The organism is Streptomyces sp. JNUCC 64 (assembly GCF_054484115.1).
In genome coordinates, this window is sequence record NZ_CM137015.1 from 6,658,656 (window position 1) to 6,683,875 (window position 25,220).

Annotated in this window: 23 protein-coding genes and 4 pseudogenes; 17 read left to right on the forward strand and 10 right to left on the reverse strand. The window is 75.7% G+C overall.

The genetic code is table 11. The features are described 5' to 3' along the window. Nucleotides 1–13: 13 nt before the first annotated feature. A complete protein-coding gene (locus tag ACVWNX_RS27435) occupies nucleotides 14–427 on the reverse strand; it encodes a VOC family protein (protein ID WP_454410830.1) in 414 nt (137 codons plus the stop codon). A gap of 371 nt (nucleotides 428–798) precedes the next feature. Between ACVWNX_RS27435 and ACVWNX_RS27440 the strand changes: the two genes are divergently transcribed. The 8 genes from ACVWNX_RS27440 (at nucleotide 799) to amaP (ending at nucleotide 6,528) form a co-directional block, all read left to right on the forward strand. After that, nucleotides 799–2,397 (forward strand): ABC-F family ATP-binding cassette domain-containing protein, encoded by a 1,599-nt coding sequence (locus tag ACVWNX_RS27440; RefSeq protein WP_454410832.1) that lies wholly within the window; start codon nucleotides 799–801, stop codon nucleotides 2,395–2,397. A gap of 411 nt (nucleotides 2,398–2,808) precedes the next feature. Then, nucleotides 2,809–3,030 carry a helix-turn-helix domain-containing protein gene (locus ACVWNX_RS27445; RefSeq protein ID WP_249590717.1) on the forward strand — a complete coding sequence of 74 codons (222 nt, stop codon included), beginning with the start codon at nucleotides 2,809–2,811 and terminating at the stop codon, nucleotides 3,028–3,030. 176 nt (nucleotides 3,031–3,206) lie between these two features. Continuing rightward, entirely contained in the window at nucleotides 3,207–3,992 is a 786-nt protein-coding gene (locus ACVWNX_RS27450) for an enoyl-CoA hydratase/isomerase family protein (protein ID WP_454410834.1), read from the forward strand. 139 nt (nucleotides 3,993–4,131) lie between these two features. Then, nucleotides 4,132–4,608, forward strand: coding sequence for an Asp23/Gls24 family envelope stress response protein (locus ACVWNX_RS27455; RefSeq protein ID WP_454410836.1), 477 nt, complete (start codon nucleotides 4,132–4,134; stop codon nucleotides 4,606–4,608). 176 nt (nucleotides 4,609–4,784) lie between these two features. Then, nucleotides 4,785–4,970: a hypothetical protein gene (locus ACVWNX_RS27460; protein WP_454410837.1), complete on the forward strand. Its 186-nt coding sequence runs from the start codon at nucleotides 4,785–4,787 to the stop codon at nucleotides 4,968–4,970. A 3-nt stretch (nucleotides 4,971–4,973) separates the two neighbouring features. Beyond that, a complete protein-coding gene (locus ACVWNX_RS27465; protein WP_454410839.1) occupies nucleotides 4,974–5,318 on the forward strand; it encodes an Asp23/Gls24 family envelope stress response protein in 345 nt (114 codons plus the stop codon). Continuing rightward, nucleotides 5,315–5,944, forward strand: a complete 630-nt coding sequence (locus ACVWNX_RS27470) for a DUF6286 domain-containing protein (protein WP_454410840.1) — start codon at nucleotides 5,315–5,317, stop codon at nucleotides 5,942–5,944. The genes ACVWNX_RS27465 and ACVWNX_RS27470 overlap by 4 nt, the downstream gene beginning before the upstream one ends. Beyond that, entirely contained in the window at nucleotides 5,941–6,528 is a 588-nt protein-coding gene (amaP, locus tag ACVWNX_RS27475; RefSeq protein WP_454410842.1) for an alkaline shock response membrane anchor protein AmaP, read from the forward strand. The genes ACVWNX_RS27470 and amaP overlap by 4 nt, the downstream gene beginning before the upstream one ends. A gap of 46 nt (nucleotides 6,529–6,574) precedes the next feature. Here the strand turns inward: amaP and ACVWNX_RS27480 are convergent, their stop codons facing one another. From ACVWNX_RS27480 to ACVWNX_RS27500, 5 genes are all read right to left on the reverse strand, one after another. Next, nucleotides 6,575–7,330 carry an SDR family NAD(P)-dependent oxidoreductase gene (locus tag ACVWNX_RS27480; protein WP_454410843.1) on the reverse strand — a complete coding sequence of 252 codons (756 nt, stop codon included), beginning with the start codon at nucleotides 7,328–7,330 and terminating at the stop codon, nucleotides 6,575–6,577. Between the two features lie 204 nt (nucleotides 7,331–7,534). Continuing rightward, a complete protein-coding gene (locus tag ACVWNX_RS27485) occupies nucleotides 7,535–8,335 on the reverse strand; it encodes an SURF1 family cytochrome oxidase biogenesis protein (protein WP_454410845.1) in 801 nt (266 codons plus the stop codon). 165 nt (nucleotides 8,336–8,500) lie between these two features. Next, nucleotides 8,501–8,734, reverse strand: a complete 234-nt coding sequence (locus ACVWNX_RS27490) for a hypothetical protein (protein WP_454410846.1) — start codon at nucleotides 8,732–8,734, stop codon at nucleotides 8,501–8,503. A gap of 132 nt (nucleotides 8,735–8,866) precedes the next feature. Then, complete coding sequence (locus ACVWNX_RS27495) at nucleotides 8,867–9,865, reverse strand: DEDDh family exonuclease (protein ID WP_454410847.1); 999 nt, start codon at nucleotides 9,863–9,865, stop codon at nucleotides 8,867–8,869. 81 nt (nucleotides 9,866–9,946) lie between these two features. Then, nucleotides 9,947–12,613 carry an MXAN_6230/SCO0854 family RING domain-containing protein gene (locus tag ACVWNX_RS27500; protein WP_454410849.1) on the reverse strand — a complete coding sequence of 889 codons (2,667 nt, stop codon included), beginning with the start codon at nucleotides 12,611–12,613 and terminating at the stop codon, nucleotides 9,947–9,949. 381 nt (nucleotides 12,614–12,994) lie between these two features. Between ACVWNX_RS27500 and ACVWNX_RS27505 the strand changes: the two genes are divergently transcribed. The 7 genes and pseudogenes from ACVWNX_RS27505 to ACVWNX_RS27535 form a co-directional block, all read left to right on the forward strand. After that, nucleotides 12,995–13,321, forward strand: a complete 327-nt coding sequence (locus tag ACVWNX_RS27505) for an antibiotic biosynthesis monooxygenase family protein (RefSeq protein WP_454410850.1) — start codon at nucleotides 12,995–12,997, stop codon at nucleotides 13,319–13,321. Nucleotides 13,322–13,520: 199 nt separating this feature from the next. Beyond that, nucleotides 13,521–13,802: pseudogene (locus ACVWNX_RS27510) on the forward strand (VIT1/CCC1 transporter family protein); the annotation flags it as partial. A gap of 166 nt (nucleotides 13,803–13,968) precedes the next feature. Then, nucleotides 13,969–14,415, forward strand: a pseudogene (locus ACVWNX_RS27515) (VIT1/CCC1 transporter family protein); the annotation flags it as partial. A gap of 183 nt (nucleotides 14,416–14,598) precedes the next feature. Beyond that, nucleotides 14,599–15,468, forward strand: coding sequence for a sterol desaturase family protein (locus tag ACVWNX_RS27520; protein WP_454410852.1), 870 nt, complete (start codon nucleotides 14,599–14,601; stop codon nucleotides 15,466–15,468). Further along, the gene (locus ACVWNX_RS27525) at nucleotides 15,465–16,169 is read left to right on the forward strand and encodes a lysoplasmalogenase (RefSeq protein ID WP_454410853.1); all 705 of its coding nucleotides are present in this window, start codon (nucleotides 15,465–15,467) and stop codon (nucleotides 16,167–16,169) included. Before ACVWNX_RS27520 ends, ACVWNX_RS27525 begins: the two co-directional genes overlap by 4 nt. Nucleotides 16,170–16,476: 307 nt before the next feature. Continuing rightward, nucleotides 16,477–17,520, forward strand: coding sequence for a zinc-binding dehydrogenase (locus ACVWNX_RS27530; RefSeq protein WP_454410855.1), 1,044 nt, complete (start codon nucleotides 16,477–16,479; stop codon nucleotides 17,518–17,520). Between the two features lie 293 nt (nucleotides 17,521–17,813). Further along, a pseudogene (locus ACVWNX_RS27535) lies at nucleotides 17,814–18,144 on the forward strand (inositol monophosphatase family protein); the annotation flags it as partial. Between the two features lie 102 nt (nucleotides 18,145–18,246). Here the strand turns inward: ACVWNX_RS27535 and tnpA are convergent. Then, nucleotides 18,247–18,675, reverse strand: a complete 429-nt coding sequence (tnpA, locus tag ACVWNX_RS27540; protein WP_454410857.1) for an IS200/IS605 family transposase — start codon at nucleotides 18,673–18,675, stop codon at nucleotides 18,247–18,249. A 24-nt stretch (nucleotides 18,676–18,699) separates the two neighbouring features. Between tnpA and ACVWNX_RS27545 the strand changes: the two genes are divergently transcribed. Both ACVWNX_RS27545 and ACVWNX_RS27550 read left to right on the forward strand, forming a co-directional pair. Continuing rightward, a complete protein-coding gene (locus ACVWNX_RS27545) occupies nucleotides 18,700–19,926 on the forward strand; it encodes an RNA-guided endonuclease InsQ/TnpB family protein (protein WP_454410859.1) in 1,227 nt (408 codons plus the stop codon). A 43-nt stretch (nucleotides 19,927–19,969) separates the two neighbouring features. Then, a pseudogene (locus tag ACVWNX_RS27550) lies at nucleotides 19,970–20,367 on the forward strand (inositol monophosphatase family protein); the annotation flags it as partial. Between the two features lie 220 nt (nucleotides 20,368–20,587). On the opposite strand, the gene ACVWNX_RS27555 reads toward ACVWNX_RS27550, so the two are convergent. From ACVWNX_RS27555 to ACVWNX_RS27565, 3 genes are all read right to left on the reverse strand, one after another. Beyond that, a complete protein-coding gene (locus ACVWNX_RS27555) occupies nucleotides 20,588–21,643 on the reverse strand; it encodes a CopD family protein (protein ID WP_454414965.1) in 1,056 nt (351 codons plus the stop codon). An 81-nt stretch (nucleotides 21,644–21,724) separates the two neighbouring features. Continuing rightward, nucleotides 21,725–23,239 carry a CoA transferase gene (locus ACVWNX_RS27560; RefSeq protein WP_454410861.1) on the reverse strand — a complete coding sequence of 505 codons (1,515 nt, stop codon included), beginning with the start codon at nucleotides 23,237–23,239 and terminating at the stop codon, nucleotides 21,725–21,727. A gap of 329 nt (nucleotides 23,240–23,568) precedes the next feature. Further along, nucleotides 23,569–25,122, reverse strand: coding sequence for a S8 family serine peptidase (locus ACVWNX_RS27565; protein ID WP_454410863.1), 1,554 nt, complete (start codon nucleotides 25,120–25,122; stop codon nucleotides 23,569–23,571). Nucleotides 25,123–25,220 lie beyond the last annotated feature (98 nt).

A 25,220-nucleotide genomic window follows, 5' to 3' on the forward strand; every position in this document is an offset into this window, starting at 1 on the left:
CCGGGCGGTGCGTTCAGCCGCCGAGGTCGGGGGAGTAGGTGCCGAAGCTCCAGACGTTGCCCTCGTGGTCGAGGGCCAGATAGTCCCGGGAGCCGTAGTCCTGGTCGGTGGGTGGCACCAGGACCCGTACCCCGTGTTCCACCGCCCGCCGGTGATGGGCGTCCACGTCCTCGACCACCACATAGGTGCCCGAGGGCCCGCCGCCCGCCATCACCTCGTCGAACCGGCCCCCGCGCCCCCGTGAGCCCAGCATCACCGCGCCGTTGCCGAGGGCCAGCTCGGCGTGGGTGACCAGCCCCTCCCCGTCCTCGTAGACGTGGACGGCGGTGAAGCCGAACGCCTCCGTCAGCAGGGTGATCGCGGCGCGCGCGTCGCCGTACAGCAGGGTCGGGTAGACGGTGGGGGAGCCGTCGTCGGTCCTCGCCATGGGAGCCCTCCTCGGCCGGGCGGCCCGGGCCACCGGACGCCCGGATCGACGGAACGTGACCTCCCCCAGTCTGGCGACCGCCCGCCCCCGCCGCCCGCCGGGCGCCACGGACGCGCCCTCCGGAGCGCCCGGACGCCCCCACGCCGCGTGCCCGGGCCCAGACCGCGTGCCCAGACCACGGACCGCGCTCCGGGCGGAGCCCCGGACCGCGCTCGGGGCGGCGTCCCGGCGGCTCCGGGCACCGCCCCGCGCCGGGAAATCCCCTTGCGCGGGCCCGTTAGACTTCTCCCATGGCTGTTCTCCTCGCGCATTAGACGGCGTCACCGCCCTCGCCGCCCCCTCTCGCCGTCCATCCGCCCAGGAGTCCGTCCGTGATCACCGCCTCCGGTATCGAGCTGCGTGCCGGTGCCCGTGTCCTCATCGAATCCGCCACCTTCCGCATCGCCAAGGGCGACCGGATCGGCCTCGTCGGCCGCAACGGGGCGGGCAAGACCACCCTCACCAAGGTCCTCGCGGGCGAGGGCGTCCCCGCCGCCGGGACGGTCGCCCGCTCCGGCGAGGTCGGCTATCTGCCGCAGGACCCCCGCACCGGCGACCTCGACATGCTCGCCCGCGACCGCGTCCTGTCCGCCCGTGGACTGGACACCCTGATCCGCAAGATGCGGGAGAACGAGCAGCGCATCGCCAGCGGCCAGGGCTCCACCCGGGAGAAGGCCCTGCGGCAGTACGAGCGCCAGGAGACGGAGTTCCTCACCAAGGGCGGATACGCCGCCGAGGCCGAGGCCGCCACCATCGCCGCCGCGCTCAACCTGCCGGACCGGGTCCTCGGACAGCCCCTGCACACCCTCTCCGGCGGTCAGCGCCGCCGGATCGAGCTGGCCCGCATCCTCTTCTCGGACGCCGACACCCTGCTGCTGGACGAGCCGACCAACCACCTCGACGCGGACTCCATCGTCTGGCTGCGCGACTACCTCAAGACGTACCGGGGCGGCTTCATCGTCATCTCCCACGACGTCGACCTGGTCGAGACGGTCGTCAACAAGGTGTTCTACCTGGACGCCAACCGCTCCGTGATCGACGTCTACAACATGGGCTGGAAGCTCTACCAGCAGCAGCGCGAGGCCGACGAGAAGCGCCGCAAGCGCGAGCGCCAGAACGCCGAGAAGAAGGCTGCCGCACTCAACGCGCAGGCCGACAAGATGCGGGCCAAGGCCACCAAGACGGTCGCCGCGCAGAACATGGCCCGGCGCGCCGAGCGCCTGCTGTCCGGTCTGGAGGCCGTCCGCCAGGGCGACAAGGTCGCCAAGCTGCGCTTCCCCGACCCCGCGCCCTGCGGCCGGACCCCGCTCACCGCCGAGGGACTCTCCAAGTCCTACGGCTCGCTGGAGATCTTCACGGACGTCGACCTGGCGATCGACAAGGGCTCCCGGGTCGTCATCCTGGGGCTGAACGGCGCGGGCAAGACCACCCTGCTGCGACTGCTCGCCGGGGTCGAGAAGCCCGACACCGGCGAGGTCGTCGAGGGCCACGGCCTCAAGCTCGGCTACTACGCCCAGGAGCACGAGACCCTGGACCCCGGGCGCACGGTCCTGGAGAACATGCGCTCCGCCGCCCCCGACCTGGACCTGGTCCAGGTCCGCAAGACGCTCGGTTCGTTCCTGTTCTCCGGCGACGACGTCGACAAGCCCGCGGGCGTGCTGTCCGGCGGGGAGAAGACCCGGCTGGCCCTCGCCACCCTGGTCGTCTCCTCCGCCAACGTCCTGCTGCTGGACGAGCCCACCAACAACCTCGACCCCGCGAGCCGCGAGGAGATCCTCGGCGCGCTCCGCACCTACCAGGGCGCCGTCGTCCTCGTCACCCACGACGAGGGCGCGGTGGAGGCGCTCCAGCCCGAGCGGATCATCCTGCTGCCCGACGGCGTCGAGGACCTGTGGGGCGCCGACTACGCGGACCTCATCGCCCTCGCCTGACCCGCTCCCGGGGCACCCGTACGACGTGCGGGTGCCCGCGTCCCCCGTCCGGGGGAACGCTCCGGCATCTCCTTGACCGAAAGCGTGATCCACTGCGTATGGATCATTCGGCCTAGCGGTGATCCATCAAAGGTGTGAGATCGCCTAGTGCAGCGGTGCGTCCTACATGGACTTTCCTGGACGGAATCAAAGGTTCCGCCTGCCTCCGGCGTGCCCGCCCTGACCTGCTGATTCGCTCCCGGCTTCGCGCGGGGCGCCCCGCGCGAACAAGCGGAGGCAAAGATTCCCCTCGCGGTCTTCGCTTCCGGAACGGGCGGCGGAGCGGTGTGGACCTTGTCGAATGGGTGGCCAGGAAGCGCGGGAGGGGTGATCATGAGAAGTCCAGAGCGCACTTCCCATGAGGAGGCACGGGTGGCCGAGACTCTGAAGAAGGGCAGCCGGGTGACCGGCGCCGCGCGTGACAAGCTCGCGGCAGACCTGAAGAAGAAGTACGACTCCGGTGCGAGCATCCGGGCGCTGGCCGAAGAGACCGGCCGCTCGTATGGCTTCGTCCACCGGATGCTCAGCGAGTCCGGCGTCACGCTGCGGGGACGCGGCGGGGCGACCCGGGGCAAGAAGGCCGCCGCCGGCTGACGTCCGGGCGGCTCCACCGGCTCGTCAGCGGTTCCGGTGTGGCCACCCGGTCGGACGGATGCCCGACCGGGTGGTTACTGTGCAGTCACTTACGGGTGCCCGCGTACCCGGCTCCGAGCGCTCCCGCGCCCGGCGCCCCCGCACGGGCCCCAGGACCGCACCCCCGGAGGCGCCCCATGTCCGAGCCGGTACTCGACCGGGACGGTGTGCGACTGACCGTCGCCGGTCCGTCCGCCACGGTCACCCTGACCGATCCGGCCCGCCGCAACGCGCAGGGCCCCGCCCTGTGGCGGGCCCTGGCCGAGGCCGGGCGGCTGCTGCCCGGCACCGTCCGGGTCGTGGTGCTGCGCGCCGAGGGCCCGTCCTTCTCGGCGGGCCTCGACCGGCGGGCGTTCACCCCCGAGGGCATCCCGGGCGAGCCGTCCTTCACCGACCTCGCGCGGAGCACCGACGAGGAACTCGACGCGACCATCGCCGGGTACCAGGAGGCGTTCACCTGGTGGCGGCGGCGCGATCTGGTGACCGTCGCCGCCGTCCGGGGACACGCCGTCGGCGCGGGCTTCCAGCTCGCCCTCGCCTGCGATCTCCGGGTCGCCGCCGAGGACGCGCGGTTCTCCCTGCGCGAGACCGCCCTCGGACTGGTGCCCGACCTCACCGGCACCCATCCCCTCGTCGCCCTCGTCGGCTACGCCCGCGCCCTGGAGATCTGTCTGACCGGGCGCTCCGTCCAGGCGGCGGAGGCGGAACGCGTCGGCCTCGTCAACCTCGTCGTCCCCGGCGACCAGCTCGACGCCGCCGCCGACGACCTCGCCACCGCCCTGCTCGCCGCGGACCGTGACGCCGTCATCGAGACCAAGGCCCTGCTCCAGGGCGCCACCGGCCGCGACCTCGACGCACAGCGCGCCGCCGAGCGCGCCGCGCAGGCCCGACGGCTGCGCGACCTCGCGGGCCTCGGCGACTGATCCGGCGCGGGTCCGGCCGGTCACCCGGAACGGGCCCGCCGTCCGCCACCCGCCGTATCCCCCCGGGCGCGACCGTCCCACCCCGCCTACCGTGGTTTTCAGGACATACCACCCCGGTGAGAGGCGAGAGGGAACGGCGATGACCGACAGCACGCGGAAGAGCCCTGACACCACGGGACCGTCCTCCACGGGCCAGCGCGACCGGCCGACCGCCCGGGGCGGGGGTGATCCGGCCACCCGGGGCCGCACCACCATCGCCGACGGCGTCGTCGAGAAGATCGCCGGGCTCGCCGCCCGCGACGTCGTCGGGGTGCACGCGATGGGCAGCGGACTGTCCCGCACCTTCGGCGCGGTCCGCGACCGGGTGCCCGGTGGCTCCAAGTCCGTCACCCGGGGCGTCAAGGCCGAGGTCGGCGAGGTGCAGACGGCCCTCGACCTGGAGATCGTCGTCGACTACGGCGTCGCCATCGCGGAGGTGGCCCGCGCCGTGCGGGAGAACGTCATCACCGCCGTGGAACGGATGACCGAACTGGAGGTCGTCGAGGTCAACATCGCGGTCAGCGACGTCAAGCTGCCCGACGAGGAGGACGAGGAACCCGAGTCCCGCCTCCAGTGACCACCCCCACCCGCCCCGGACCCCGGACCGTCCAGGACCGTCCCCGTCCCGGACCGCCCACGGCCCGCCGCCCGGCGGCCCCCGCGCCCGCCCGGCGGCGGGCGCGCCACACGTCCCCGGGCCCGCGCACCGCACCCCCACCGCACTCGCACCGCACTCGCGCAGAGGAGCGCACCATGAGCATGGCCGTGGTCGGCTTGATCGCCGGAATGGCACTGGGCTTCGCCGGGTACTTCGGCGGCTTCGGAGCCTTCCTGCTGGTGGCGGCGCTGGGCGCCGTCGGCTTCGTGGCCGGCCGGTTCCTGGACGGCGACCTCGAACCCGGGGACTTCTTCCGGGCCCGTGACGACCGGCGGCGGTGACGGGTGCCCGCCCCGTCCGTCGGGCCCGCCGAGCGCGGCGCCACCCGGATCGCGGACCGGGTGATCGCCAAGATCGCCGCACAGGCCGCCCACGAGGCACTGGAGACCGCCCCCGAGCCCCCCGGCGCCCGTCCGCACGCCACGGTCGTCGTCCACCAGGACACCGCCCGGGTCCGGATCGTCCTGGAACTCGGCTACCCCGCCGACATCGGCGCCCACTGCGCCGCCGTCCGCCGCCGGGTCACCGAACGGGTCACCTCCCTCGCGGGACTGGAGGTCCCCGAGGTCACCGTCCTCGTCGAACGGCTGCGCCCGCCCCGGGACGGCGAACACGGGACCCTGCGGTGAGCACGGCCCCCGGGCCGGCCGCCCGTCCGGCGGCCCCCGCCCCGGACGGCACCGACGCCCCCGGGCCCGAGGCCCCGCGGTCCGTCCCCCGCCGCTTCTGGTCCGCCCGCCGGGTCCCCGCCGCGTTCGCCGCCCTGGTCCTCCTCGCGGGCGCGGGGCTGCTCCTCTACGACGTCGCCGCCGTCCGCGCGGGCCGCCCCGCCATGGCCTGGCGCCGCGCCCTCGCCCGGGAACTCGCCACCCGCCCCCTGGACGACACCGGGGTCCTCCTCGGCGCGGGCGCCGCCGCCGCGCTCGGGCTGCTCCTCCTCGTGCTCGCCCTCACCCCCGGTCTGCGGGCCCTGCTGCCGATGCGCGGACCCGTCCCCGACCTGAGTGCCGCACTCCACCGCCGCGCCGCCGCCACGGCCCTGCGCGACCGGGCCGTCGAGGTCTCCGGGGTGCAGTCGGTCCGGGTCCGGGTGCGCCGCCGCCGGGCCGACGTCCGCGCGGTCTCGCACTTCCGCGACCTGGCGGACGTCCGCCGGGACCTCGACGCGGTCCTCACCGACGGCGTCCACGACCTCGGCCTCGGCCACCCCCCGTCGCTGCGGCTGCGGGTGCGGCGCCCCGGTCGGAAGGGATGAACCACGTGCTCCGCACCGTCAACCGGCTGCTCCTCGGAGCGATCGGACTGGTCCTGCTGGTCGGCGGGGGCTCCGTCCTCGCGGTCGGGCTCGGGGTGCGCCCGCCCTCCTGGTGGGTGCACGAGGGGCGGGGCGACGTCCTGCTCAGCGCCGCCCGGCGCACCCGGTGGCGGGACGAGGGCTGGTGGTGGCCGACGGTGATCGCGGTGCTGGCCGTCTTGGTGCTGCTCACCCTGTGGTGGCTCACCTCGGTGCTGCGCCGCCGCCGTCTCGCCGAGGTCCTGGTGGACAGCGGGGACGGCGAGGCGGCGCTGGTGCGGGGGCGCGCCCTGGAGGCCGCCCTCACCTCGGAGGCCGGACACCTCGACGGGGTGGGCGCCGCCGCCGTCACCCTCACCGGCCGCCGCACCGCGCCCGCCGCCCGGGTGCGGCTCACCCTGGAGCCGCACGCCGCGCCCCGCGAGGCGCTGCGCGGACTCGGTGACGGGGTCCTCGCGGATGCCCGCGCCGCCACCGGACTGGCCCGGCTGCCCGCCACGGTCCGGCTGCGCGGCGAGCGCCACCCCGCCGAACGCGTCACCTGAACCGCGCGGACGCGCCGTCCGGACGGGCCGTCGTCCCGCCGTCCGGTCAGAAGCCGCGCCGCGTCCCGCCGTCGACCGGCAGCATCACGCCGGTGAGGAACGAGGCGGCGGGGGACAGCGCGAACGCCGCCACCTTGCCGAACTCCTCGGGGGTGCCGTAGCGGCGCAGCGGGACGCGTGCCTCGTGGGCGGCCCGGGTGGCCTCCGGGTCGGCGGAGAGCGCGTCCAGCTCCCGCACCCGGTCGGTGTCGATCAGCGACGGCAGCAGCCCCACCACCCGTACGCCCCGGGGGCCCAGCTCCACGGCGAGGGACTTGGCGAAGCCCGCGAGACCGGGGCGCAGCCCGTTGGAGATGGTGAGTCCGGAGATCGGCTCGTACACCGAGCCGGAGAGGACGAAGCCGATGACCCCGCCGGGGCCCAGTTCGGCGGCGGCCGTCCGGGCGAGCCGCACCGCCCCGAGGAACACCGTGTCGAACGCGGTCCGCCACTGCTCGTCGGTGTTGTCCGCGAGGTATCCGGGCGCCGGACCGCCGACGCTGATCAGTACGCCGTCGAAGCCGCCGAAGTGCTCCCGGGCGGCGGCCACCAGCCGTTCCCCGGTCGCCGGGTCGGCGTTGTCCGCCGCGAGACCCACCGCGTCCGGTCCCAGCTCCTCGGCGGCACGGGCGGCGCGGTCCGCGTCCCGTCCGGTGATCACCACCTTGGCGCCGTCGGCGACGAGGGCGCGGGCGGTGGCGTTGCCGAGGCCCCGGGTGGCGCCGGTGACGACGTAGACACGGTCCTTCAGTCCAAGATCCATGCCCCTATCCTGCCCCCGGCCCCGACGGGCGGGGGCACCGGCCGGTCCGGACGGTGACCGGGTCGTGCCGCGCCGGGGCCCGGGCGGGCCGTCCGGGGGCGGGTGCGCGTGCCGTGGGACCGGTGCCTCCCGGGGCGCGGTCACCGGGGGCGGCGGGCCGGACGCCTCGGGACCGTGGGCCGGACGTCCCGGGACCGTGGGGGCTCAGACGCCCGCAGGCGTGGACGGCCGCTCCGCCGCGGCGGCCTCGCGGGCGGCTTCGGCGGCCCGGTCCCGCAGCTCGCGGCGGACCAGGATCACCCAGCCCACCGGTACGGCGGCGGTGAACAGCCACCACTGCACGGCGTACGCCATATGGGCGCCGATGCCGCTGTGGTCGGGGGAGGACAGCGGCTGCGGGGTGCCGCCGGACGGGGCCGGCGCGACCAGCTCCACGAAGCCGCCGAGCACCGGCTTGCCCAGCTCCTCGGACATGGCCGCGCTGCCGATCAGCATGATCATGCCGTCGGGCAGCCCCCGGAGGTCCTTGATCCCGCTCTTCGCGGTGGTCTCGTCGGGCATCAGCCGCCCGGTGACCGTCACCTCGCCGCGCGGCGGCGCGGGGATGGGGGGCACCTCGGTCTGCGGTCCGTCGGCGGGGATCCAGCCCCGGTTGACCAGCAGCACCCGCCCGCCGTCGAGGACCAGCGGGGTGAGCACGTGCACCCCGATCTGGTCGTCCGCGTTGGTGCGGCGGCGCACCACGAACTCGTTCCCGGTGTCGAAGGTGCCGCGTGCCGTGACCCGGCGGTACCGGTCGGAGTCGGGCACCTGGTGTCCGGGGGAGGTCAGCTTCCCGACGGGCACCGGCGGTGCCTCGATCGCCGCCCGGACCCGCTCGTTGTGGGCCACCCGGTTCTCGTGCCGGTGGAACTGCCAGAAGCCCAGCTCGATCATCGCGGGGATGAGGACGAGGGCGAGGAGGGTGAGGATCACCCACTGCCGGGACAACAGGAAGCGGTACACCCCACGACCGTACAACCCGGACCGGCGGCGCTCCCCGCCAGGGGTGCCGGGCGGGGCGCCTCCGGTGCCGGGGCGGGTACCGGGCCCGCGCGGCGGGTACCCGCCGGGCGGCGCGGTCCGGTCGGGCGGTGCGGGCGGGCGGCGGTCCGGGCGGACCCGGTCGGTTCAGACCCGGTCGATGATCCCCACCCGCCCGTCGGCGCGGGAGCAGTGGGCGCCGCAGTACCAGTGCCCCGCCACCTCGACGCCCTGACCGATGATCTGGACCCGGCAGTGCTCGCACAGCGGCGCCATCCGGTGGATGGCGCAGGCGAAGCAGTCGAAGACGTGCACCGCGCCCTGCGCGTGCACCTCGAAGGACATGCCGTAGTCGTTTCCGCAGACCTCACAACGTGCCATGCGCCACAGGGTGCGGTGCGGGTTCCGCACACGGCGGGCGGCGGGCCGCGCGTCCCGCCCGTTTCACCCGACCATCCGATCGTCGCACCGCGCTCCCGGGAACGACACGAGCGACGGGAGCGCGCCGGTCCGTCAGCCCTCCCCGGCGGGCTCCACGTCCCGCAGCAGCTGTCCGAACGCCGCCTCGTCGATCACGGGGGTGCCGAACTGACGGGCCTTCGCCACCTTGCTGGTGGCCCCGTCCGGGTCATTGGTGACCAGCAGGCTCGTCAGCCGCGACAGGCTCGTCGCGACGTGCAGCCCCGCCTCGACGGCCCGGTCCTCCCACAGCTCCCGGTCCACCGAGGTGTCCCCGGAGAACGCCACCCGCATCCCCTGCCGCAGCGCCCCGCCCGGTACGTAGCGCCCCGGGTTGGGGTACGGGCACGGCGGACGCTTGCGCGACGGGCGCCAGCTCGACGGGGCCCCGCCCGACCGGCCGCCGTACCCCGACTGACGCCCGATCACCGGCGCCGCCGCCCCCCGCGCCCACTCGGTCAGCGGGAGGCACTCCAGCAGCGGCAGCCGCAGCCCGCCGCGCGCCGCCGCCCGCAGACTCGGCCGGAACGCCTCGGCCAGCACCCGCGCGTCGTCCAGCGCGTGGTGCGCCCGCTGCTGGACCACCCCGAAGTGGGCCGCCAGCGACTCCAGCCGGTGGTTGGGCAGCGGCAGCCCCAGCTCCTTGGAGAGCGCGATGGTGCACAGCCGCTGACGGACCGGCGGGACGCGCTCCGCCCGGGCGTACTCCCGGGCGATCATCGACCAGTCGAAGGCCGCGTTGTGTGCCACCAGCACCCGGCCCTCCAGCCGGGCCGCGAACTCCCCGGCGATCTCGGTGAAGAGGGGCGCGCCCGCCAGCTCCCCGGCCGTCAGCCCGTGGATCCACACCGGACCGGGGTCCCGCTCCGGGTTCACCGTGGTGTACCAGTGGTCCTCGACCTCGCCCCGCGCGTCCAGCCGGTAGACCCCGGCGGACACGATCCGGTCGTCCCGGGAGAGACCGGTCGTCTCGACGTCGACGACCGCGTACCCCTCGGGGTAGGCGGTCGGCCACTCGGGCGGGTGCGCTGCGGTCGTTCGGTCGTCGAGCATGGTCACTGAGGATACGTCCCGGCGCCGACACCCCGTCCGCCGCCACCCGTCGGGGGCGGCCCCGTCCGGGGTCCCGGCAACTCACCCCCCGGGGCGCGCGGTTGACGACGGGCCGGTTCCCGGCGCGGCGGACCGGTCCGTCCGGCGGTCCGCCGGGGCCAGCGCGGCCACCAGGTCCCGGGCCGTCAGGGGGTCGAGTCCGCAGCCGTCGACGGGCCCCGGCAGCAGCCGGTACACCTCGCCGGTGACGTCCTCGGGCGCCGGATCGCCCGCCACCAGGGCCAGCAGCACCCGCCTCCCGGCCGCGTGCGCCGCGACCAGCGCGTCGACGTCCCCGTGCCGCACCCCGTCGGGCGCGCCCGCCTCCCGCACCCGGGCCGCGAACGCCGCCCGGTCCTCCCCGTCGGCCCGCCGGTACCGCCGCAGTTCACCCGTCCCGTCGCCGCCGGGCGCGCGGTGCGCCACGGCCACCTCGTCGGCGCGGGCCGCCCCGTGCCACACCGCCAGGTCCCACAGGGTGACCCGGCCCGCGCCCAGGTGCCGGTACAGATCGCGGCTCAGCCGCCCCAGCCGGAAGCGGTGCCGGGACACGTGGTGGTACCCCTCGGACACCGGCAGCTGGACGTCCGTCCACACCGACACCCGCCGCACCAGGTCCACCAGCATCGGCAGCTGGATCCGGCCCGGCCCCGTCAGCTCGAAGCGCTGCCGCACCGCCCCCGGGTGGAACCGGCCGTCCCGGCCCTCCCGGGGCAGGGCCATGAACCCGGCGAACCCCTCGGCCAGTTCCCCGAAGGGCGTGTTGTCGAAGCTGAGGACCACCGGCACCAGGTAGCGCGCCCCGGACCGGGCGAGGGCCGCCGGGTCCAGGTCCACGTACTCGGTGGCGCCGTGCGGGGCGGGCGCCGAGGTGAGGTCCCCCGAGTGGACGGCCGCCCGCCCGCCGAACGTCAGCTCCGTGTAGTCGCAGAGCCCGGCGAACCCCCAGCCGGCGTCGTACAGCGCCACCGACAGGTCCAGGTCGACGGAGTCGGTGCCGGGCTGCCGCCAGTGCAGGAACAGCCGGACGACGTCCCCCTCCGGCAGCGGTCGCACACTGCCCCGGGGCAGGTCCACCAGGGCCGCCGACGCGGTGTGCTCGGCCGACGGCACCGGCAGGTCCACCAGCTCCGCGTCGATCACCGCGAGGTCCACCGGGGGCGCCCCGGCCAGCCGCCGCAGCACCTCCGCCTCCAGCGCCCCGCACACCTCCCGGACCAGCGGGCCCGGCAGCGGCGCCCGGACGTCCGGTACGGCGTAGGTGTGCGCGGCCCGCCTCCGGGGCAGGAACACCCGGCGGTCGCCCGGCCGCTGACGGGTCCGCAACTCCCCGTACGCCGCCAGCAGCGGACCGGGGCCCGCCCCCGGCAGCGCCCGGCCCAGCGCGGCGGCCACCGCCGGGTCCGGCCCGTCCGGGCCCGACACCCGCAGCACGTGGTCGAGTCGGCGCAGCAACTGCCCCGGCCGCCCCAGCAGCAGCCCGAACGCCGCCGCGCCGTCCCCCGAGGCCAGCGCGGCCTCCACCGCCGCGCCGTGCCGCACCGGCCGCAGCCGTCGGCCCACCCGCCGCACCGCGTCCGGGTGCGCGTCGGCCGTCGCGCGCAGCGCCGCGCCCAGCGCGTCGGGCCGCAGCCGGGTCCCGCGCACCACGGCGAACGCCAGGGCCGCCCCCGGGTGCCGCTCGTGCCGTTCGAAGGGGTGCAGCACCTCACCGACGGCCTTCCACCACCCGGGCCGTCGGCTCATGTCCTCGACCAGCGCCCGCACCGGCAGCGCCTCCAGCGCGGCCAGCAGCTCCCGGCGCAGCCCGCGCGGAAGGGACCGCAGCGGCCCCGGGCCGATGAGGTCGGGCCCGCAGCCCGACCACACGCGCAGCAGCCGCAGCACGTCGGTGGCGGTGGTGAGCCGCCCGGCGAGCAGCGGCCGGACCGCCTCCCGGGTGGCGGGGGAGCGCAGCAGCGTCCCGAGGACCAGCGCCTTGGACTCGCGCACCGGGATCTCGTCGGGGAGCCAGTCGGCCGGGGGCGGCGCGTGTTCCAGCAGGACCGTCAGATCCGCGCGGTCCCGGGGGTTCAGCGGGGTGCGCCGGGCCAGCAGCCGGTTCAGCGCCCGGCCGGTGTCGGCGGCGAGGTCGGTGCCCAGCAGCAGCGGGGCGAGCGGTCCGGGCAGGACGGGGAAGGGCTCCTCGTCGGCCTCGTCGACGGGCACCAGGAACGGGTCGTCCGGGTCGATCCGGCGGTTGCACAGCGGGCAGCCGGTGTAGTCGGCGCCGTCCCAGCAGGCCCGGCACACCAGGTGGGCGCAGGGCGCCACCGGACGGACGGTGCCCGTGGCGGCGCACAGCACGCAGGGCTGCTCGGGACGCTGGCGCAGCAGCGCGCGCACCCGCCGCGCGTACAGCTCGTGTGAGTCGTCCGGCACGGAGACCGGGAAGTAGCGGAACAGCGGCCGGTGGACGCGGTGCGCGCCGGAGAGGGCGTCCAGCCGGGCCAGCAGGTCCTTGACCGCCACCCGCTGAGTGATCCGGCCCAGTCCGCCGAGGGCCTCGCGCAGCGGACGGGTCAGGGTGTACCCCCGCTCCAGCAGCCAGATCTCGGCCGCGACCAGCGTCTTGGGGTCCGGCGCCCGCCCTCCGGTCCGCGCCGGGCAGTCCAGGTACACCGTCCGCAGCCGCCGGAGCAGCAGCAGGGACAGGTCGTTGTCGTTCATCAAGGCCCCCGGGATACGACGAAGCGGGGGCGGAGAGTGAGCGCGCTAGGGAGTCTTCGCAGAGGATGCAAGGAGAAGGAAGCACGCCGCGGAGCCGCCCCCGCGAGGGGGAGTCTAGGCGGTGCCGGTGACGGCCCGCCACGGGGTTTCCCGGGCCCGGCGCCGGGGTTCAGCGGCACCCGGCACCTGGGCACCCGGGCATCGGGCCATCGGGGTACCCGGGCGGCGGGGGCTCCGGAGGGGCGCGACGGCCGGACGCGGTACGACGCCGGGACGGTGGGACGGCGGGGTGACCGGCGGCCGTCCGGCGGAAGGACCGCGCGGTGGCCGCCCGCCACCCCGGGGCGCGGTCGGCGGCCGTCGCACGGCAGGATGGGACGCATGAGCATCGTGAAGATCAACGTCCTCACCGTCCCGGCCGAACAGCGCGAGGTGCTGGAGCGCCGGTTCGCGTCGCGCGCGGGGGCCGTCGAGGGCTCCGACGGCTTCGAGTGGTTCGAGCTGCTGCGCCCGGTCGAGGGCACCGACCAGTACCTCGTCTACACCCGCTGGCGTAGCGAGGAGGACTTCCAGGCGTGGATGGACGGCCCGATGAAGGCCGCCCACCAGGGCGGTGCCAGCGAGGGCGAGCGGCCCCGGCCCGCCGCCTCCGCCTCCACCGTGTGGTCGTTCGAGGTCGTCCAGCAGGCCGGTCCCCGCACGGACTGACCACCACGACGGCCCGCACGGCCCGCCGGAACGGACCCGTGGCGGGTCGGCCCGGCGAGCACGTGGGTCCGGCGACATGTGGGTCGGCGGCACGCCTACGGTGATCCGCCTGGTCGCCCCCCCCGGGCGCGCCCGGCCCCGCGCGGCGCGCCGGGGCGTGCTCCCGGCGTGCCCGCCCCGGCGGTGAGACGCTCGCCGGGTGAGCGAACCGACACCCCCGCCCGCCCGGCCGTCCCACCAGGAGGCCCACGGCGGCGCCCTCGGCGGACGGCTCAACTGGCTGCGGGCCGCGGTCCTCGGCGCCAACGACGGGGTCGTCTCGACGGCGGGCCTGGTGGTCGGCGTCGCGGGCGCCACCGACGACCGGGCCGCCCTCTTCACGGCGGGCCTCGCGGGACTGCTCGCCGGATCGCTGTCGATGGCGGCGGGCGAGTACGTCTCGGTCTCCACCCAGCGCGACGCCGAGAAGGCCGCCCTGGCTTAGGGGGTGTCTGACGATTCCCCGCGGCGTCACGGCGCCCGGCACGCCCGCTCGCCGCGTTGCCGAAAAGCCCTAGTAGCTCCGCTACGAGGACTCTCCGGCGCCTTGCGATCGCACGCACCGGACACCGCTCCTCACTCCACGGGGAATCGTCAGACACCCCCAGGAGCGCCGCGAGCTGCGGGAGGAGCCGGAGGCCGAACTCGCCGAGCTGACGGACCTGCTGGTCGCCCGGGGCCTGAGCGGACCGGTGGCCCGGGAGGCCGCCGAACAGCTCACCGCGCGGGACGCGCTGCGCGCCCACGCCCGGGTGGAGCTGGGCATCGACCCCGACCGGCTCACCAACCCCTGGCACGCGGCCGGGGCGAGCTTCCTCGCCTTCACCGTGGGCGCCCTGCTGCCGCTGCTGGCGATCGTGCTGCCGCCCGCCGACTGGCGGCTGGGGGTGACCGTGCTGTCGGTGCTCGCCGCCCTGGTCCTCACCGGCTGGTCCGGCGCCCGGCTGGGCGCGGCCGAACCCCGGCGGGCGGTGCTGCGCAACGTCGGCGGCGGCGCGCTCGCGATGGGCGTCACCTACGCGGTGGGCTCGCTGCTGGGGGCCGCCGGGATCTAGCGACCCGGCCGTCCTCCCCGTCCTCCCCGTCCCCCCGTCCTCTCCGTGCCGCCGTGCCCGCCGGTGTGACCACGGGACCGGCGCCCTTGGCGGAGGTGGACAGGAAACGCGCCGGTCCGCGCCCTGATACTTGTCGGTAACCACGTCTGGTGGAGGCCCGGGGCGCCGCCGTACCGTGCACGCATGCCCCCTCTGCCCGACGTCGTGCTGTGGTCCGTGCCCGCCTTCGTCCTGCTCACCGTCGTGGAGATGGTGAGCTACCGGCTGCGCCCCGACGGGGAGGCGGCGGGCTACACGGCCCGGGACACCGCCACCAGCCTGACCATGGGGGCGGGCAGCGTCCTCTTCGACCTGCTGTGGAAGGTGCCCGCCGTCGCGGTCTACACGGCCGTGTACGAACTCACCCCGCTCCGGGTGCCCGTCCTGTGGTGGACGCTGCCGCTGCTGCTGCTCGCCCAGGACTTCCTCTACTACTGGTCGCACCGCGCCCACCACGTCGTCCGGGTGCTGTGGGCCTGCCACGTGGTGCACCACTCCAGCCGGAAGTTCAACCTCAGCACCGCGCTGCGCCAGCCCTGGACCAGCCTCACGGTCTGGCCGTTCTACCTGCCGCTGGTGGCGGCCGGGGCGCATCCGGCGGCGGTGGCGTTCTGCTCCTCGCTCAACCTCGTCTACCAGTTCTGGATCCACACCGAACGGATCGGCCCCCTGCCCCGGCCCGTCGAGTACCTCTTCAACACCCCCGTCCACCACGGGGTGCACCACGCCTCCCAGGGCGACTACCTGGACCGCAACTTCGGAGGTGTCCTCATCGTCTGGGACCGGCTGTTCGGCTCCTTCGCCGCCCGGACCGAGCGGCCCGTGTACGGGCTCACCAAGGACATCGGCACCCACCACCCGCTACGGGTCGCCACCCACGAGTACGCGGCCATCGCCCGGGACCTGCGCACCGCCACCACCTGGGGCGAACGCGCCGGACGGCTGCTGCGCGGCCCCGGCTGGCACCCCGCCCCCTCCCCGCCGCCCGCCCCGCCCTCCGGAGACCCCGCGTGATCCCGCGTCCCCTGCCCGCCGGTCCCACCGACCGCCGTCCCGCCCTGGTCCGCGGTCTGTTCGCCGCGTACGCGGCGGCCGCCACCGCCGACGTGGCGGTCCTGCTCGCCGGATCGTCCGCCGGGCACACCGCCGTCAAACCCGTGCTGCTGCTCCTGCTCGCCGTCTGCGCCGCCCTGTGCGGCGGGCCCCGGCTGCTGACCGTGGCGCTGCTGTGCGGCTGGGGCGGCGACGTGCTGCTGCTCGTCGACGACGACACGGCGTTCCTCGCCGGGATGGCGTCCTTCGCCGTCGGCCACGTCTGCTACCTGGTCCTCTTCGCCCGCTACGGCGCGCCCGCCCGGGACCCCGGGGCCCGCTCCCGGCGCGCCGCCCTCGGCGGTGCCTACGCCGCCGCGCTGGTCGGCACCGTCGCCCTGCTGTGGCCGGACCTCCCGGCGGGGCTGCGGATCCCCGTCGCCCTCTACAGCGCGCTGCTGACGGCGATGGCGTTCCGGGCGGGCGCCCTCGGCCCGGCCGCCGGGCTCGGCGGGGCGCTGTTCCTGCTGTCCGACACGCTCATCGCCACCGGGATCGCCGACTGGCCGCAGCTGCCGAGCCCGGACTCCTGGGTGATGCTCACCTATCTCGTCGCCCAGTTCCTGCTGGCCCGGGGCGTCCTGCTGGCCTTCGCCGCGCGGAGGGACGGCCCGGCGGCGTAGCGTGGGGGAACGGCACGGCCGTGGACCGGTGCCCCGCGACCGGTCGTGCGGGCGGACCCCGGACGGGAACACCGGCGCCGCGACACCGCGCCGGAACATCTCCGACCGGGAACACCTCCGGCCGGAATACCTGCGACCGGGACGCTCCGCCGGAGCACCGCACCGGGGTCCCACCGGGGTCCGGCACCGGAACGCACCGCACCGGGGTCCGGAACCGTCCCCGGCACCAGGCCCGGTACCGGAATCCGCCGCCGGAATCCGCCGCCGGAGTCCGGCACGGGCACCGGCACGGCACAGGGACGGTCCCATGCGCGCCACCACCATCCACGGCCCCCGTGACATCCGGGTGGAGGACGTGCCCGCGCCCCGCGTCCAGTACCCGACCGACGCCGTGGTCCGGGTGGTCCGGGCGGCCGTGTGCGGCAGCGATCTGTGGGCCTACCGGGGAGCGGCCCGGCGGCGGCCGGGACAGCGCATGGGGCACGAGTTCCTCGGGGTCGTCGAGGACACCGGCGCCGAGGTGGCCGGGAGCCGCCCCGGGGATCTGGTGGTGGCGCCCTTCACCTGGTCGGACGGGGTGTGCCCGGCCTGCCGGGAGGGGCTGACGTCCTCGTGCGAGCGCGGCGGCGCCTGGGGACGGCCCGGCTACGACGGCGGCCAGGGCGAGGCGGTGCGGGTGCCGTACGCGGACGGCACCCTGGTGCGGCTGCCCGCCGGGGCGGCCGGGAACGACCGGCTGCTGGCCGCCCTCACCGCCCTCTGCGACGTCCTCGGCACCGGTCACCACGCGGCGCTCGGCGCGGGCGTGCGGCCCGGCGCGACGGTCGCCGTGGTGGGGGACGGGGCGGTGGGCCTCTGCGCGGTGCTGGCCGCCCGCAGACTGGGCGCCGAACGGATCGTCACCCTGGGACGGCACGGCGCGCGGACCGGGCTGGCCCGCCGTTTCGGCGCCACCGACGTGGTCGCCGGGCGGGGCCGGGAGGCGGTGGACGCGGTCCGGGAGCTGACGGGCGGCCGGGGCGCGCACGCGGTGGTGGAGGCGGTGGGCACCGAGGAGTCGATGCGCACCGCCGTGGGCGCCGCCCGGGACGGCGGGGCGGTCGGCTTCGTCGGGGTGCCGCACGGCAGCGCCTCGGGGGTCGACCTCGGGGAGCTGTTCACCCGGAACGTGGCGCTGCGCGGCGGGATCGCCCCGGTCCGTGCCCATCTGCCGGAGCTGCTGCCGGAGGTCCTCGACGGTTCGCTGGACCCCTCACCGCTCTTCGACCTGACGGTCGGTCTGGAGCGGATCGCGGACGGCTACCGGGCGATGGACGAGCGCACCGCCCTCAAGGCGCTCGTGGTGCCCTGAACGCCACGGCGCCGGTACCGGACCGCCCCGCGTCCAGCCGCGGGAGACGGCCTAGGCTCCTACGCATGACGGAACCCGCCACGGAACGCGTGACCGAGCCGGAGCCCATGACGGAACGGACGACCGGGCACCCGGCCGACCGCCGGACGGGGCGGACGGCGGAACGGGCGACGGAACGCGCGTCGGTACCGGTGACGGACCATCAGGAGCACCCGGCGGACCACCGGGCCGAGCACCGGGCGGACCCCCCGGCGGAACGGGCGGCCGGAGGGGCCGGGCCGACCGACGCCGAGGTGGCCGTGGCCGCCGCCCTGGCCGGTGCCGAGGTGGTGCGCCGGGCGTACGGCGCGCCGCTCGCCCGGGTGGACAAGGGCGGCGGCGACTTCGCCACCACCGCCGACCTGGAGGCCGAGCGGGCCGTGCTCGCCGTCCTCCGCGCGGCCCGCCCCGGGGACGCGGTGATCGGTGAGGAGGGCGGGCGGCAGGGCGGCGCCGACACCGGACGGCAGTGGTGGGTGGACCCCCTGTGCGGCACGCTGAACTACGCGGCGGGCACCCTGGTGGTCGCCGTCAACGTGGCGGTGCGCGGCGGCGGTCGCCGATCCGTTCGGCGGGGAGGTCTACCTCTGATCTTGGCCAGTGCTCCACCCCTCAAGGGCGGGGGTGAAGGCCGTCCTTGGGGCGGAGGTGCGAAGTGCCGGGGTTCGCTGCGCCTTGCCGTGATGGTCAGACGGGCCGCTTCTGGTTCTCGATGTACTGCTTGACCACGGTCAGCGGTGCGCCGCCGCAGGACCCGGCGAAGTAGGAGCCGGACCAGAAGTGCCCTCCCCACAGGTACCGTCGGACGTGGCTGTCGTACTCCTTGCGCAGCATCCGGGCGGACACACCCTTGAGGGAGTTGACCAGCTTCGAGAGCTGGACCTTTGGCGGGTAGTGCACGAGCAGGTGCACGTGGTCGTCCTCGCCGTTGAACTGTTTCAGCTCGGTCTCGAAGTCCGCGCATACCTCTCTCATGATCTCTTCGCACCGCGTCAGCATGGCGTCGGTCATGGCGTTGCGCCGGTACTTGGTGACGAAAACCAAGTGGACATGCAGGTTGTGGGTGACGTGACAGCCGGTGCGTACATCGGGATTTGGGTTCCAGCGTGGTGACATAAACCAAAGGGTATGGTGATCGGCGTGCAGCTTCGGTACAGCTTCCGCGTGTACCCGGGCGCCGGTCAGCGCGTGGCGTTGGCGCGGGCGTTCGGGTGTGCCCGGGTGGTCTTCAACGACGCCCTCCGGGCCCGTGAGACCGCCCGGGCCGCCGGGCTGCCGTTCATCCCGTCCGGCGAGCTGTCCAAGCGGCTCACCGCCTCGAAGAAGACCCCTGAGCGGGCATGGCTCGCCGAGGTGTCCTCGGTCGTGTTGCAGCAGTCCCTCCGGGACCTGGACACCGCCTACAAGAACTTCTTCGACGGGTTGAAGGGCAAGCGGCCGAAGACGGGACCGCCCCGGTTCAAGTCGAAGGGGGACACCCGGCAGTCGGTCCGCTTCACCGCCAACGCCGGATGGAAGATCACGACCGGCGGGAAGCTCCGGCTGCCGAAGGTCGGTGACGTTCCGGTCAGGTGGTCACGTTCCCTGCCGTCCACTCCGTCCACGGTGACCCTGGTCAAGGACCGTGCGGGACGGTACTTCGCCTCGTTCGTGGTCGAAACCGAGCCCGGGATCCTGCCCACCACGGACAGCGTGGTCGGGGTCGACCTGGGACTGACGCACTTCGCGGTCCTCTCGGATGGCACGAAGACCGACAGCCCCCGCTTCCTGCGCCGGGCCGAGAAGAAGCTGAGGAAGGCGCAGCGGGATCTCAGCCGCAAGGCCAAGGGATCGAAGAACCGGGCCAAGGCCCGCATCAAGGTCGCACGCGCCCACGCACGGACCGCCGATGCGCGGCGCGAGTTCCACCACCAGCTCTCCACGAAGATCATCCGCGAGAACCAAGCGGTGGCCGTGGAAGACCTGGCGGTCAAGGGGCTCGCCCGCACCCGCCTCGCCAAGTCCGTGCACGACGCCGGATGGTCGGCGTTCCTCATGATGCTGGAGTACAAGGCCGCCCTGTACGGCCGCACTCTCATCCGTATCGGACGCTTCGAGCCGACGTCTCAGGTGTGCTCGCAGTGCGGCGTCAAGGACGGCCCCAAGCCCCTGCACATCCGTACGTGGACATGCGGGGCCTGCGGTGCCCACCTGGACCGGGACATCAACGCGGCGGTCAACGTCGCCAAGGCGGCCGGACTGGCCGTGTCAGCCTGCGGAGCGCGGGTAAGACCGGGACCCGTCCCGGCACAGCGCGGAGAAACAGGAACCCACCCGAAGCCCCAGCCGGTATCCACTGGCAGGCAGGCGCGAATCTCCGCCCTTTAGGACGGAGAGGATGTCAATTCACCGACGGCCGTACCCGCCCCGGGTGCGGCACCGGGGCGTCGACGCGGACCTGGTGCCTACCTCCGCCACCCGGCTGGTGGACGTCAACCTGGACCCGCCGTTCTCCGGCGCCCCCGCCTTCCGCGCGGTGGACCTGCTGGCCCACCCCGGGTTCGCCGGGTCCTTCCGCCCCGGGTGGTGTCCAGCACGCTGGCCCTGGCCCTGGCCTGGGTCGCGGCGGGCCGCCGGGCGGCGTACGTCACGGACGGTGCCGACCTCTCGGAGAGCGTCCACTTCGCGGCGGGCATCGCCCTGTGCCGGGCGGCCGGATGCGTGGTCACCGGAGTGGACGGCGCCCCGCTCGGCCCGGGGGGACGGGGACTCGTCGCCGCCGCCGACGCCGCGACGCACCGACGGCTGATGGCACTGATCCGGGGCTGAGGGCCGCCCCGGAGAAGGGGAGCCCGCCCCGGGTACCCCGCCGGGTCATCCGCCCCGGCCGCTCGGCGCGTCCCCACGGCCCCGGCTCAGCTCGGTCCCGCCCGGCCCCGCCGTCTCCCGGCCCCGCCCGTTCCCCCGGCCCGTTCCCCCGTTCCGTCCCGTCCGGCGGAGCGCCGCCCGCAGACGCCGTCGGGGGTCCCGTCGGGCGGCGTCGCGCCGCTCACCACCACAGGGCGCCCCACCGGATCGGCACCGGCACCGCGGTGAGCAGCGCCGACACGGCCACCACCAGGGCGAGGAGAGCGACCTCGACCCGGGCCGGGGCGTACGCGGCCAGCGGATCGGCCGGACGGGCCCGCCGTCCGTGCCGCCCGCGCCGTCGCGCCGCCCGCCGCAGCCGGGCCCGCGCCATCGCCGCCAACCCCACCACGACGACCACGAGCAGCAGCTTCGCGGCCAGCACCCGGCCGTAGGAGGTGGTCCGCAACTGATCGAGGAGGGTGTCCGGCGGCATCCTGCGCAGGGTGCTGACCACCCCCGTCGCCGTCACCCCGGCCAGCATGCCCGCCGCCACCCGGGCGTAGGCCCCGAGCAGCGCGGAACCCGCCAGGGGGGACACGGACCGCCACCGCCATCCGGCCCGCACCGCGTACAACAGCCCGCCCACCCACAGCGAGGCGCAGGTCAGATGGACCAGGGTCAGAGCCGAGCCGACCAGCGGCTGCTGTTCCGTCACCGGATGCGCGCGCAGCGCCTCGGCGACGACGACCGCGGCGAGCGGCAGCACCCGCAGGGCGGCCGACCGCGAGCGGTACAGCAGTCCCGCCGCGATGAACGCGTTCACCTCGATCAGCGCCAGCGCCCCGTCCCGGGTCTGGTACAGCCCGCCGAGGTCCATGTCGGCCGGTCGCGAGGGCACCAGGTTCCCGGTCGCGACCACCGAGGCCAGCCCCAGCGCGGCCACCGTCCCCGCGAGCGCCGCGTACCCCGACCACGGGGGCGGCGGTCCGGTGACGGGGACCTCCGGCACCCGGCGGGTCAGCCGTCCGCCGAGCACCTCCCCGGCCTGCACGGCGAGCGCGGCGAACAGGACGGTGCGCAGCAGTCCGATGCCGGGGACGCCGGGCGCCGGGTCCTCGCCGGTTCCGTCCAGCGCCAGCGAGGGGCCCAGCAGCGGTATCAGCCCGGCGAGCAGCAGCAGGACGAGCACGGCGACCGTACGGGCGAGGGGGCCGCGCCGTGTCGGCCGGGCGACGGGCGACGGCGGCCGGACCACCGCCGTGTCGTCCGCCGCCCCGGATATCGGGGGTAGGGAGTCCACACCGAATCTTCACCACCCGTGACGGACGGGGGCAAGTCAGACCGGGTCGTCCCGCCAGCGCGCCGGGTCGGCCGCCCACGGTCCGGGCGGGGCGGCCCAGTCGAGGGGACCGCCCGTGAACCGGACGGGCGGCAGGGCGTGGCGCAGCCGTCCGGTTGGCGTGTCCCGTTCCACCAGCCAGACGTCCGGCGCGTCGTAGCGATCGCCCGTGACGGTCCCCACCGGTGGGTGGGACCGGGGTGCGGGGACCGGGGCGGCTCCGGTCAGCCAGGCCGCCGTACGGGCCAGCGAAAGGCTCACGGACCGTCCCCCGCCGTCCTGGTGACGTTCCGTCAGGGAACGCAGCACCGCCGCGGCGAGCAGATAGCCGCTGCCGTGGTCGAGGGCCTGCGCGGGCAGCGCCCCCGGCTCCCCGCCGGGCGTCCCCTCGGCGTGGGCGATGCCGGAGGCGGCCTGCACCAGGCTGTCGAAGCCCCGCCGCCCGGCCCAGGGCCCGGCCGTCCCCCAGGCCGACAGCCGGGCGACGACCAGTCCGGGCCGTCGGTCGGCCAGCGCCTCGGGGGACAGCCCGAAGCGGTCCAGGCCGCCGGGCCGGTACCCCGTCACCACCACGTCGGCCCGCTCCAGCAGCGCGTCGAGGTCACGGCGTCCGGAGCGGGTGGCCAGGTCCAGGGCCGTCGACCGCTTCCCGAACCCGGTGTCGGCGTGCGCGTCGGCCAGTTCGGGCAGTCCCGGGGCGTCCACCCGCAGCACGTCCGCGCCGAGCAGGGCCAGCACCCGGGTGGCGACCGGCCCGGCGATCACCCGGGTGAGGTCCAGGACCCGCACCCCGGCGGCGGGCGGCTCACCGTCCGCCGGCGGGTGCGGCGGGGGCGCCTGGCCCGTCCGGGAACCCGACGGCTCCCGGACGACCAGGGGCCCTCCGGCCGCCGCCGCGCCCGCCGGATGGGCGGCCCACCCGGCGGGGGTGCGCAGGGCCACGGCCAGCCCGCCCGCCGCGTACACCGTCTGCTCCGTCCGGGTGGCGTCCCGGTCGGCCAGGGCCCGGGCGACGCGCGCCACGGCCTCCTCGTCGTCCGTGCCAGGCGGCACCCCCAGCGCGGTCAGCAGCCGGGCCCGGTGGTGCGGGTAGTTGGCGTGGGTGCGCACCCAGCCGTCGGCCGCGCGCCACCACCGCGACAGCGGGGCGAAGGTGACCGGCGTCCGTCCGGCCACCCGCAGGTGCCGCTCGCTGACGAAGGCGGTGGCCACCGCCCCGTCGTCCACCCGCACCTCCGGGACGTCCGTACCGGGCCGCCGGGCGGCGGCGAGTTCGGCCGCCGCCAGCGCGCAGGAGCCCACACAGGCGCGGGCGAGGTCACGGACCGGCAGCCGCGCGGACAGGGCGCCCTCGCGGACGACGACGGTGACCCGGTCGAGCAGCGCGGGGTCGCCGCCCAGCGCGGCCCAGGCGGCGGCGGTGTCCGGGGCGACCGGCCCGGACGGCTCCGACGTTCCGGTCGGTCCGGACGGTCCGGGCGGCTCGGTCGGCGGGGGGTGCGGAGGAGTCATGGCCGCGACCCTAGACCCGTGGCCGGACCGTCGGGAGGGCGAGTGACCCGGGCCGTGGGACGTGCCGGGGCGGCCACATCGCGACGAGCGCCGGACGTGACGGGACCGGCCCGGACCGGGGCGGGGTGCGGTGAGGGCCGGACGTGACAGGGCCGGGGCGGGGCGCGACGAGAGCCGGACGTGACGGGGCAGGACGCGGCGAGGGCCGGTGCCGTCCGACCGGACGGCGGACGCGACGGGGCCGGGGCCGTCCGACGGGCGCGCGTTACCCGTCGGACGGCCCCGGCCCGGGGCGCGTCGGTCGCCCGCGCTACCGCGCGGGCCCGCGCTTACTTGTGCTTCTTGGCGACGGCGTCCAGGGCGTCGGCGACGCCCACCCCGTAGAAGCCGTTGCGGTTCTTGCCGCCCTCGCAGACGGCGTCGACCTTGCCGTCGCCGTTGATGTCGTACGGGTCGGTGCACGGGGTGGCGTCGGCACCCCGGTACAGCAGCGCCTTGACCTGCTCGGGGGTGGCCCGCGGGTGGGTGGACTTGATGAGCGCGGCGACCCCGGCGGCGTGCGGGGAGGCCATCGACGTCCCGGCCATGTAGCCCCAGCGCCCGCCCGGCAGGGTGCCGAGGATCAGACCGCTGGTGGCGGGCGCCTCGGGACGCTGGTACGCGGTCGAGTCGCCACCGGGGGCGGCGATGTCGACGACGCCCTTGCCGTAGTTGGAGAACGACGACTTGAGGCCCTTGGCGCCGATCGACGAGGTGGTCACCACGCCGGGGAGCTGGGTCGGGATGTCGAGACACTCGGACGGGTCCACGACCCGGGTGCCCGGGACGCTGTCGTTCGGGCTGGACGGGTCGGTCAGCTCGTCGGCGGCCAGGTCGAAGTTCTCGTTGCCCGCTGCGGCGACGTTCACCGCGCCCTTGCGCTCGGCGTACCGGGCGGCCCGCGACACGGCCTCGACCAGGGCACGCTGGTCCGGGTCGTCGTCGCAGTTGAAGTACCACGGGTCGGTGTAGTAGCTGTTGTTGGTGATGTCCACGTCGTTCTCGGCGGCCCACATGAAGCCGCAGACGACGGCCTCGGTGTAGAAGAAGCCCGCCGGGGTGGACACCTTGATGCCGGAGACCTTCACGCCCGGCGCGACCCCGGTCATGCCCGCGCCGTCCTTGGCCGCGGCGATCTCCCCGGCGACGTGCGTGCCGTGCGCGCTCTCGCCCGCGCCCGGACGCCAGGCGCCCTCGGTGGTGTCGGGCTTGCCGCCCACGCAGTTGACGGACGCCTCGCGGTCGAAGTTCGGGGCGATGTCCGGGTGGGTGTCGTCGACGCCGGTGTCGATGACGGCGACGGTCACGTCCCGGCTGCCCAGCGTCTTCTCGTGCGCCTTGTCCGCCTTGATCGCGGGCAGGCTCCACTGGAGCGGCTGCAGCGGGTCCTGGGTGCCGGTCGCCGCCTCGGTGGCCGCCCGGACCTCCTCGGCGGAGAGCACCTGCGGCGCCCCGACGACCTCGGTGGCCTGCGCGGGCAGCGGAGCGGTCCGGGTGGCGCCCGCCGACTCGACGCCGCGCACGGTGCGGAGCACCTTGGCGAAGTCCGGGTCGGTGGAGTGGGCGACGATCACGCCTATCTTCGCGTAGGTGGCGACGACGGTGCCCCCGGCGCGGGTGATGGCCCGCTCCACGGAGTCGGCGGCGTGCCGGTGGCGCAGGTTGACGACGTAGCTGAGGTTGGTGCCCTCGGTCACCGTGGCGGCGCTCAGCGCGGCCGGGGTGGCCTCCGTGTCGGCGGCGGTCGCCGGGGTGGCGTGGGGGAGGAAGGCCAGGGTGGAGGCGACGGCCATGCCGAGCGGAACGGCGACGGTGCGCCGGGTGAGCGGGCGACGGTTGTTCATCTGATCTCCGGATCGTCGTACCGGCGCGCACGGCGCGCCGGGGTCGGGGGTGGGGAACTCGGGGGAGGGGAGGGGAGTGCGGGCGGGCACGGCGTCCG

Coding starts and splice junctions, on each gene's coding strand:
- ACVWNX_RS27435 (WP_454410830.1), bottom strand. CDS start 427: ATGGCGAGGACCGACGACGGCTCCCCCACCGTCTACCCGACCCTGCTG.
- ACVWNX_RS27450 (WP_454410834.1), top strand. CDS start 3,207: ATGTCCGAGCCGGTACTCGACCGGGACGGTGTGCGACTGACCGTCGCC.
- ACVWNX_RS27455 (WP_454410836.1), top strand. CDS start 4,132: ATGACCGACAGCACGCGGAAGAGCCCTGACACCACGGGACCGTCCTCC.
- ACVWNX_RS27460 (WP_454410837.1), top strand. CDS start 4,785: ATGAGCATGGCCGTGGTCGGCTTGATCGCCGGAATGGCACTGGGCTTC.
- amaP (WP_454410842.1), top strand. CDS start 5,941: ATGAACCACGTGCTCCGCACCGTCAACCGGCTGCTCCTCGGAGCGATC.
- ACVWNX_RS27480 (WP_454410843.1), bottom strand. CDS start 7,330: ATGGATCTTGGACTGAAGGACCGTGTCTACGTCGTCACCGGCGCCACC.
- ACVWNX_RS27490 (WP_454410846.1), bottom strand. CDS start 8,734: ATGGCACGTTGTGAGGTCTGCGGAAACGACTACGGCATGTCCTTCGAG.
- ACVWNX_RS27495 (WP_454410847.1), bottom strand. CDS start 9,865: ATGCTCGACGACCGAACGACCGCAGCGCACCCGCCCGAGTGGCCGACC.
- ACVWNX_RS27500 (WP_454410849.1), bottom strand. CDS start 12,613: ATGAACGACAACGACCTGTCCCTGCTGCTGCTCCGGCGGCTGCGGACG.
- ACVWNX_RS27505 (WP_454410850.1), top strand. CDS start 12,995: ATGAGCATCGTGAAGATCAACGTCCTCACCGTCCCGGCCGAACAGCGC.
- ACVWNX_RS27520 (WP_454410852.1), top strand. CDS start 14,599: ATGCCCCCTCTGCCCGACGTCGTGCTGTGGTCCGTGCCCGCCTTCGTC.
- ACVWNX_RS27530 (WP_454410855.1), top strand. CDS start 16,477: ATGCGCGCCACCACCATCCACGGCCCCCGTGACATCCGGGTGGAGGAC.
- tnpA (WP_454410857.1), bottom strand. CDS start 18,675: ATGTCACCACGCTGGAACCCAAATCCCGATGTACGCACCGGCTGTCAC.
- ACVWNX_RS27560 (WP_454410861.1), bottom strand. CDS start 23,239: ATGACTCCTCCGCACCCCCCGCCGACCGAGCCGCCCGGACCGTCCGGA.
- ACVWNX_RS27565 (WP_454410863.1), bottom strand. CDS start 25,122: ATGAACAACCGTCGCCCGCTCACCCGGCGCACCGTCGCCGTTCCGCTC.